The 7,825-nt window shown below is 68.8% G+C and carries 10 protein-coding genes; 8 read left to right on the top strand and 2 right to left on the bottom strand.

The features are described from left to right. Window positions 1–33: 33 nt before the first annotated feature. A complete protein-coding gene (locus CF68_RS05420) occupies window positions 34–1,473 on the bottom strand; it encodes a CoA transferase (protein ID WP_035816573.1) in 1,440 nt (479 codons plus the stop codon). Window positions 1,474–1,728: 255 nt separating this feature from the next. Between CF68_RS05420 and CF68_RS05415 the strand changes: the two genes are divergently transcribed. From CF68_RS05415 to CF68_RS05385, 7 genes are all read left to right on the top strand, one after another. Continuing rightward, complete coding sequence (locus CF68_RS05415; protein ID WP_035816572.1) at window positions 1,729–3,486, top strand: glutamine--tRNA ligase/YqeY domain fusion protein; 1,758 nt, start codon at window positions 1,729–1,731, stop codon at window positions 3,484–3,486. Then, on the top strand, window positions 3,486–3,728 hold the full coding sequence (locus tag CF68_RS05410) for an RNA-binding S4 domain-containing protein (protein WP_010813694.1): 243 nt from the start codon (window positions 3,486–3,488) through the stop codon (window positions 3,726–3,728). Before CF68_RS05415 ends, CF68_RS05410 begins: the two co-directional genes overlap by 1 nt. Window positions 3,729–3,794: 66 nt before the next feature. Further along, the gene (locus CF68_RS05405; protein ID WP_035816571.1) at window positions 3,795–4,178 is read left to right on the top strand and encodes an MAPEG family protein; all 384 of its coding nucleotides are present in this window, start codon (window positions 3,795–3,797) and stop codon (window positions 4,176–4,178) included. Window positions 4,179–4,192: 14 nt separating this feature from the next. After that, window positions 4,193–4,780: a YceI family protein gene (locus tag CF68_RS05400; protein WP_035816570.1), complete on the top strand. Its 588-nt coding sequence runs from the start codon at window positions 4,193–4,195 to the stop codon at window positions 4,778–4,780. A 108-nt stretch (window positions 4,781–4,888) separates the two neighbouring features. Next, a complete protein-coding gene (locus CF68_RS05395) occupies window positions 4,889–5,197 on the top strand; it encodes a hypothetical protein (RefSeq protein WP_013957575.1) in 309 nt (102 codons plus the stop codon). Window positions 5,198–5,308: 111 nt separating this feature from the next. Continuing rightward, window positions 5,309–5,857, top strand: coding sequence for a YaeQ family protein (locus tag CF68_RS05390; protein WP_018311154.1), 549 nt, complete (start codon window positions 5,309–5,311; stop codon window positions 5,855–5,857). 59 nt (window positions 5,858–5,916) lie between these two features. Next, window positions 5,917–6,264 (top strand): FKBP-type peptidyl-prolyl cis-trans isomerase, encoded by a 348-nt coding sequence (locus CF68_RS05385; protein WP_010813699.1) that lies wholly within the window; start codon window positions 5,917–5,919, stop codon window positions 6,262–6,264. 79 nt (window positions 6,265–6,343) lie between these two features. On the opposite strand, the gene CF68_RS05380 is transcribed toward CF68_RS05385, so the two are convergent. Beyond that, window positions 6,344–6,664: a hypothetical protein gene (locus CF68_RS05380; RefSeq protein ID WP_013957577.1), complete on the bottom strand. Its 321-nt coding sequence runs from the start codon at window positions 6,662–6,664 to the stop codon at window positions 6,344–6,346. Window positions 6,665–6,919: 255 nt separating this feature from the next. Here CF68_RS05380 and CF68_RS05375 point away from each other — a divergent pair, with 255 nt between their 5' ends. Continuing rightward, complete coding sequence (locus CF68_RS05375) at window positions 6,920–7,675, top strand: gamma-glutamylcyclotransferase (RefSeq protein ID WP_035816569.1); 756 nt, start codon at window positions 6,920–6,922, stop codon at window positions 7,673–7,675. Window positions 7,676–7,825 lie beyond the last annotated feature (150 nt).

Here is a 7,825-nt window from a genome sequence, read left to right as displayed (position 1 = left end):
CGACGGGCTCAGATAGTGTGAACACGCCCTAACCTAGCCGCGCGGCAGCCACTCCGGCGCGTGCGTGCCGAGCGGCTCGGACGGCAAGGTCCAGCGCGCCGGCGTTTCCGACAGATGCGCCGCATGGCGTACCACCGTCAGCATGCCGAAGCCCGACGGTACGGCCTCAAGCAGGTCGGAAACGTCGTCGATCTTCTGCTCGGGCGCCTTGAGCCCCTCTGGCACGCGCCCCAGGCCGCGCAGCCACTGACCCACCTGCGCCAGCGACACCCGCACATGCCAGCTGCCGCCCTCCACCGCGCGCCGGTGCAGCGCGGCCATCGCGCCGAAGGCCAGCAGGTAGCCCGCGGCATGGTCCAGCACCTGCGCCGGCAACGGACGCGGCGTGTCGCTGCCGGCCGCCTGCGCTTCGGCATCATTGAAGCCGGTGGCGGTCTGCACCAGCGAATCGAAGCCGCGCTTGTGCGACCACGGGCCGACGTGGCCATAGGCGCTCAGCGACACATAGACGATCCCAGGACGCGCGCGCGCCGCGGCCTCCGGCCCCACGCCCAGCTCGGCCAGGCCGCCGGGGCGATAGCCCTGCACCATCACATCGGCACCGTGCAGCAGCTTGTGCAGCATGCGCTTGTCATCGGGATCGCGCAGGTCCAGCTGGCAGCTGCGCTTGCCGCGGCCGGTGTCGATCACCAGCGGCGGGATCGACGGCAGGTGCGAGGCGGTGACCAGCAGCACGTCGGCGCCATGCGCGGCCAGCGTGCGGCCCGCCACCGGGCCGGCGATGATGCGGGTGAAATCGAGCACGCGCACGCCCGACAGCGGCTGCGCGTCCGCGGATGCGGGCGCCGGCAGCGGTTGCGGCGGGGCGTCGCCGATGCGCTCCAGCGTCACCGGCGGCAGGCCGCGCAAGGCGGCCGCCTGCGGATGGCGGTCCCATTCCTCGAAGCTGCGCAATGTCGCAACCACCAGGCCCGCTTCGGACGCCGCAGCCTCGAAGGCTTCGGCGTCCCGCTTGTCCAGCGCGGCCTGCACTGCCGCCTTGTCATTGGCGCAGCCCAGCAAGCGCACCACGCCGTCGCGGTGGTGCGGGAAATTGGTATGCAGGCGCACCCAGCGGCCGTCGCCGCAGCGGTAGATGCCGGCCAGCTTGTCCCACAGCTCGGGCGCGGGGCCGCCGTCGACACGCAGGTAGCGTTCGCTGCGGAATTCGGTGATGGCGTGGCGCATGTCGACGCTGACGTCCTGCCAGCGGCCAGTGCGGCTGTGCCAAAGCGCGGCCGCGGCCAGCGCCGAGGCGCCAAGGCTGGCCTGGGCGGCGGTGCCCACGGCAAAGCTTGACGGCAGCACCGGCTCGGCGCCGTCCAGCTTCAGGTGCGCCAGCGCCTCGGCGGGCAGGCCGGCATCGCGCCACAGCGCGGCAACGGCCTCAGAGGGCTCAAGCGGCACTGGCGCCGCATCGGGTTGGGCGTTCATGAGCATTCCTGCAGCGATGGACCAAAGCCGGCCACCACGGGCCGGCACGCTTCCATGCTACTCCGACACATCACTTTCGTCGCAGCCGGGAGCGTCCGCGCGGACGCAAATCCGGGATAAGGGCGGAAATCCGCGGCGGCTCGCGGCGTGCGGCGGCTCCGGCACGGTAAAATCCCGTTATTGGCATTCCGCCACGCAATCTGACGACCCGGCCCCAAGCACCCAGACGCCTCAGGCCGGCCAACCGGCGCCATCATGAGCCACGACAACAAGCCTACCGACAGCACCCCCGCCGCCTCCAACTTCCTGCGCAGCATCATCGACCAGGACCTCGCCGCCAGCACCTATGCCGGCCGCCAGGACAAGGCCGGCGAACCGCTGCCGGCCGTCATCACCCGCTTCCCGCCGGAGCCCAACGGCTACCTGCATATCGGCCACGCCAAGAGCATCTGCCTGAACTTCGGGCTGGCGCGCGACTACGGCGGCCGCTGCCACCTGCGCTTTGACGACACCAACCCGGTCAAGGAAGACACCGAATACGTCGATTCGATCATCGACGCGGTGCACTGGCTGGGCTTTTCCTGGGACAGCGAGGGCAAGGACGGCACCAAACAGCCGCACCTGTACTACGCCAGCGACTACTTCGACCAGCTCTACGCCTTTGCCGAGACCCTGATCGAGCGCGGCGCCGCCTATATCGACAGCCAGACCGCCGAGCAGATCGCCGCCAGCCGCGGCAATTTCTCCGAGCCGGGCAAGCCCTCGCCCTACCGCGAGCGCAGCGTCGAAGAGAACCTGCAGCTGTTCCGCGACATGCGCGCCGGCAAGTACGCCGACGGCGAGCACGTGCTGCGCGCGAAGATCGACATGACCGCGCCCAATATCGTGATGCGCGACCCGGTGCTCTACCGCATCCGCCATGCCCATCACCACCGCACGGGCGACAAGTGGTGCATCTACCCGATGTACGACTTCACGCATTGCATCTCGGACGCGCTGGAGAACATCACGCATTCGCTGTGCACGCTGGAGTTCGAGAACAACCGCCCGCTGTACGACTGGGTGCTTGAGCACCTGCGCGACAGCGGCGTGTTCCGCGACCCGCTGCCGCACCAGTATGAGTTCGCGCGCCTGAACCTGACCTACGCCATCACCAGCAAGCGCAAGCTCAAGCAGCTGGTCGATGAACAGCGCGTGGACGGCTGGGACGATCCGCGCATGCCCACGCTGGTGGGCGTGCGCCGCCGCGGCTACACCCCGGAATCGATCCAGCTGTTCTGCGACCGCGTGGGCGTGGCCAAGGCCGACAGCTGGATCGACATGAGCACCCTCGAAGGCTCGGTGCGCGACGACCTGGACGGCCGTGCCGCGCGCGGCGTGGCCGTGCTGGACCCGCTGCGCCTGGTGATCGACAACTACCCCGAAGGCCAGAGCGAAGAATGCTCGGCGCCGGTGCACCCGAAAAAGCCGGAACTGGGCCGCCGCGTGTTCCCGCTGTCGCGCGAACTGTGGATCGAGCGCGAGGACTTCAACGAGACCCCGCCCAAGGGCTACTTCCGCCTGTTCCCGGGCAACAAGGTGCGGCTGAAGTACGGCTACGTGATCGAGTGCACCGGCGTGGACAAGGATGCCGACGGCAACGTGATCGCCGTGCACGCCAGCTACCTGCCCGAAACCAAGAGCGGCACGCCGGGCGCCGACAGCGTCAAGGTGAAGGGCGTGATCCACTGGGTCAGCGCGGCGCACGCGTACGAGGCCGAAGTGCGCCTGTACGACCGCCTGCTCAACGACCCCAACCCGGATGCCGGCGGCAAGAACTTCCTGGATGCGCTCAACCCGGATTCCAAGCAGGTGATCACCGCCTACCTGGAGCCGGGCCTGCGCGAAGCGCAGCCCGAAGACCGCTTCCAGTTCGAGCGCCATGGCTACTTCGTCGCCGACCGCACGGATTCACAGCCGGGCAAGCCGGTCTTCAACCGCATCGTCGGTCTGAAAGACAGCTGGGGCAAGTGATGGCCAAACCTGGCAAGGCAGCCGTGCAAACCATCACCTTCCCGCTCGAGGGCGAGTTCATCGCGCTCAATGACCTGCTCAAGCTGGCGGGCGTGTGCGACAGCGGCGGCGCCGGCAAGGCGCTGGTCGCCGCCGGCGAAGTCTCGGTGGACGGCGCGCCCGAATCGCGCAAGACTGCCAAGATCCGCGCCGGGCAGGTGGTGGGCCTGGCGGGCATCGAGATCCGCGTGGTCGCCGCCTGACCGCGCGGGCCGGGCCGGTGGCGCCAGTGATGGCGGCGCCGGCACTGCAACCGAAAGGACTGGACTATGCCGATCGCTTTCTGGTGCGTGCTGCTGGCCGGCGTCATGCCGCTGGCGACGGTGGCCATCGCCAAGGCCAGCGGGCCTGGCTATGACAACCATGACCCGCGCGGCTGGCTGGAGCAGCAGTCCGGCCGCGCGCGCCGCGCCGACATGGCGCACCGCAACCACTTCGAGGCCTTCCCCTTCTTTGCCGCCGCCGTGCTCGCCGCCAGCCACCTGCAGGCGCCGCAAGCCCGCATCGACGAGCTGGCAGTGGTCTTCATCGTGGCCCGCCTGCTCTACACCGTGTGCTACGTGACCGACCGCGCCACGCTGCGCACGCTGTGCTGGACCATCGGCTACCTGTCAGTGGTGGGCATGTTCCTGCTGCCCGTGTTCGTCCACTGAACGCCGACTGAGCCATGGCCGCACGCGCGCTGGCACTTGCTGCCGTCCTGGGCATCACCGCTGCGCAGGCGGCGCCGCTTGAATACACCATCGATCCGGCGCACACCACCGTCTATTTCTCCGCCAGCCATTTCGAGCGCAGTTCGGTGCGCGGACGCTTCGGCAAGATCGACGGGCGCCTGGTCTATGACGCGGACAGCGGCGCCGGTGCACTCGACGTGACCGTGGACCTGGCCTCGGTCGATACCGGCAACCGCACCCTGGACGGCGTGCTGCGCTCGGCACAATTCTTCGATACTGCCCAGCACCCGGTGGCGCGGCTGCGCGCGGACCGCTTCCTGATGGAAGGCGGCCGGCTGGCGGCGGTGGAAGGTGAGCTGACGCTGCACGGCGTCACGCAGCCGCTGCGCCTGCAGGCCGAGCGCTTCCGCTGCGGCGAGGTGACCTTCTTCGGCGTGAGCCGGCAGGTCTGCGGCGGCGACTTCCGCGCCGAGGTGCCGCGCAGTGCCTTTGGCATGACCCGCTTCCTGCCTGAGGTAGGCGACACCGTGACGCTGCAAGTGGCGGTCGAGGCATCGCCCGCGGGCAGCACCCCACGGTAACCGTATTCGTCACCTCCGGCGCAAATTTCTCTTGTAGAATCAGCGCTTTGCCCAATTCCCGCCACGCTCGCCTGCGTGTGCCTGATGGGGGCGCGCGAGACCGAGACCATGTTCGACATCCATTCCGGCGACATCGTGGCCGCCGCACTGGCAGCTGCCGGTGCCTGCCTGGCCTGCAGCATTCCGGGCGACTTCCTGCGCCGCTTCCCGCTGTGGGCAGTGCAAACCTATGGCCGCGGCGCGCTGCTGATGCCGTTCCTGGCGATGATGGTCGGCACCTGGCTGTTCCGCCTCGGGGTGGCCGGCCAGATCGACACCACCGCCGGGCAGGCGCTGATCGTAGCCGCCGGCTTCCTGAGCACGCTGCTGCTGTCGGCGCTGCTGCGCTTCTACCTCAAGGAATACCGCAAGCGCTGAGCCGCTGCGCGAGTATGCCGGGCGCGCAGGCCGTGTCCGGCAAATGGCGTATGATGCGGCCTTTTGCGTCTCCCGCACCCCAGCCGGGGCGCCTGCCGCTCACTTCACCTCATGGCGCTCAAATCCACCATCTTCAAAGCTGACCTGTCGGTTTCCGACATGGACCGGCCCTACTACGGCAGCCACAGCCTGACCATCGCCCAGCACCCGTCCGAGAATGACGCGCGCATGATGGTGCGGCTGCTGGCCTTTGCCTGCGAAGCCACCGAAACGCTGGCCTTCACGCGCGGCCTGGACGAACCCGACGAACCCGACCTGTGGGACAAGCGCCTGACCGGCGACATCGCCCACTGGGTCGAACTGGGCCAGCCCGACGAATCGCGCCTGAAGCGCGCCGCCGCGCGGGCCGAGCGCGTGACCGTCTATACCTACAACGCCGCCAGTGCGCGCGAATGGTGGAAGGGCATGGCGGGCAAGGCCGGCAAGCTGCGCAACGTCACCGTCTACAATGTCCCGGCGGAAGCGGTCGAAGCCCTGGCCGCGCTGGCGCAGCGCGCCATGCGCCTGTCGGTGACGATCCAGGACGGCGATATCTGGGTGGCCGACGACGACCGCAATGTGCAACTGACGCTGGATGTGCTCCAGCGCGCCCAAGCCTGAACGCAGCCGCGCTGCGTTCTCCTCTCACCACGTCTGTTCCCATCGGAAGGAAATACGCCATGCAAACCACGCCCTCTGGCCTGCAATACGAAGACACCACCGTCGGCGCCGGCGCCGAAGCCACCGCCGGCAAGCACGTCACCGTGCACTACACCGGCTGGCTGTACGAGAACGGCCAGGCTGGCCGCAAGTTCGATTCGAGCAAGGACCGCAACGACCCGTTCGTGTTCCCGCTGGGTGCCGGCCACGTGATCCGCGGCTGGGATGAAGGCGTGCAGGGCATGAAGGTGGGCGGCGTGCGCCGCCTGGTGATCCCGGCCGACCTCGGCTACGGTGCCCGCGGCGCCGGCGGCGTGATCCCGCCAAACGCTACCCTGCTGTTTGAAGTGGAACTGCTGGCAGTCTAAGCCGGCAGGAGGTTGTCGCGCCTGCTCGGGCAGGGGCGACAACCGCGGCAACTACCCGTTTTGCCGGCGCGCCCGCGCCTCAGAAACCGATGGCGGCGTTGCCGACATCGACGCGGACCTTGTCCCGGTCCAGCAGCCGCGCCGCATGGCGGGCATAGTCCTGCGCCCATGCAGGATCGCCGGAGAAGCGCGCTTCTCCGGAAAACTTGGCGACATTCAGGATCTTGTCGATCACCAGCACCTTGCCGACCGGGCTCGACGCCTGGCAGTCCAGCTCGGTGTATTCCCGGTCGAACCAGCGCCACGCGGCGTCCTCGGTGACCGCGGCCAGCTCGTCCGTGCCAATCGTGAAGTCATATTCCTTGCCACTGCCGAACACCACCGTAAGCGTGCGTGCCATCGCGGGTTCCCCCTATGGATTGAGGCCACCATTGTAAGGACATGGCAGCCGCGCGGGCCAGCAATTCACGGCCCCCTGATCGCGGACAAAGGTGCGGCAGCACTCGTCCGCGGCGAGTGACAGAGGCGGCACGCCGCGCCAAACGTTGTCAAGCGCCCACACCCGCGCCGGTTGCTCAGACAATTCTGAGAAAAACTGGCACTTATGTCATTTCCCCCACCTTCCCGTGGCGCCGCTTTGATTTATGCTTCCACCATGGCCATCACGCGACAGGACCTCGAATCCGACCGTCTGCGCACCTCGCTGTGCAGTACTCCGGTCGCGTCCTCGCTGCTGCCGGAAGCCGTGCTGGAGCAGTCCCTGTCCGATGCGCTGGCGCGCCGCCCGGAAGATCCCGCGCTTGGCGGCGACGTCTGGCTGTTCGGCTATGGCTCGCTGATCTGGAACCCGATGGTGGTGCACACCGAGCGCCAGCGCGCCACCGTGCACGGCTACCACCGCGGCTTCTACCTCTATTCCCGCATCAACCGGGGCACCTGGGACAACCCGGGCCTGGTGCTGGGCCTGGACCGGGGCGGCTGCTGCCACGGCATGGTGTTCCGCATCCCCAGCCATGTGGTCGAGCAGGAATTCCGCGTGCTGTGGCGCCGCGAGATGCTGACCGGGGCCTACCATCCGCGCTGGCTGCGCATCCGCACCGGGGATGCCCGCGCGCCTGAGCAGCGCGCCCTCGCCTTCGTCATGAACCGCTCGCACGAGGCCTACGCCGGCCGGCTGCCGGATCCCAGCGTGGTCGAGCGCCTGCGCCACGCTGCCGGACTGTACGGCCCCGCGCGCGAATACCTGCAGCAAACCCTGCTGGGCCTGGCCACCAACGGCGTCGACGATCCCTACCTGGGCCGGCTCTGGCGCCAGCTGCAGGCCGACGATGCCGCCGACGCCGAGCGCGCTGCGCACGCCGCCCTCGACGACGCAGCGCCCCTGCCGGCCAGCCCCCACGAAACCGTCTGAGCCAAGGAGCTGCCGCCATGACGCGCCCCGCCGCCCGCACCCGCAGACAGGCACTTAACGAGCTGCTGGGCCTGATGGGATTGCTGGTGGGGGGCAGCCTGCTGGCGGCCCAGGGTGGGCAGACCCTGGCGGCACGGCCCGCCGGCGGCG

The sequence above is a fragment of the Cupriavidus sp. SK-4 genome, from assembly GCF_000611125.1.
In the GTDB taxonomy this organism is placed as follows: Bacteria; Pseudomonadota; Gammaproteobacteria; order Burkholderiales; family Burkholderiaceae; genus Cupriavidus; species Cupriavidus necator.
The sequence above is the reverse complement of the archived record's forward strand: the minus strand, read 5'-3'. Positions and strand labels throughout refer to the sequence as shown.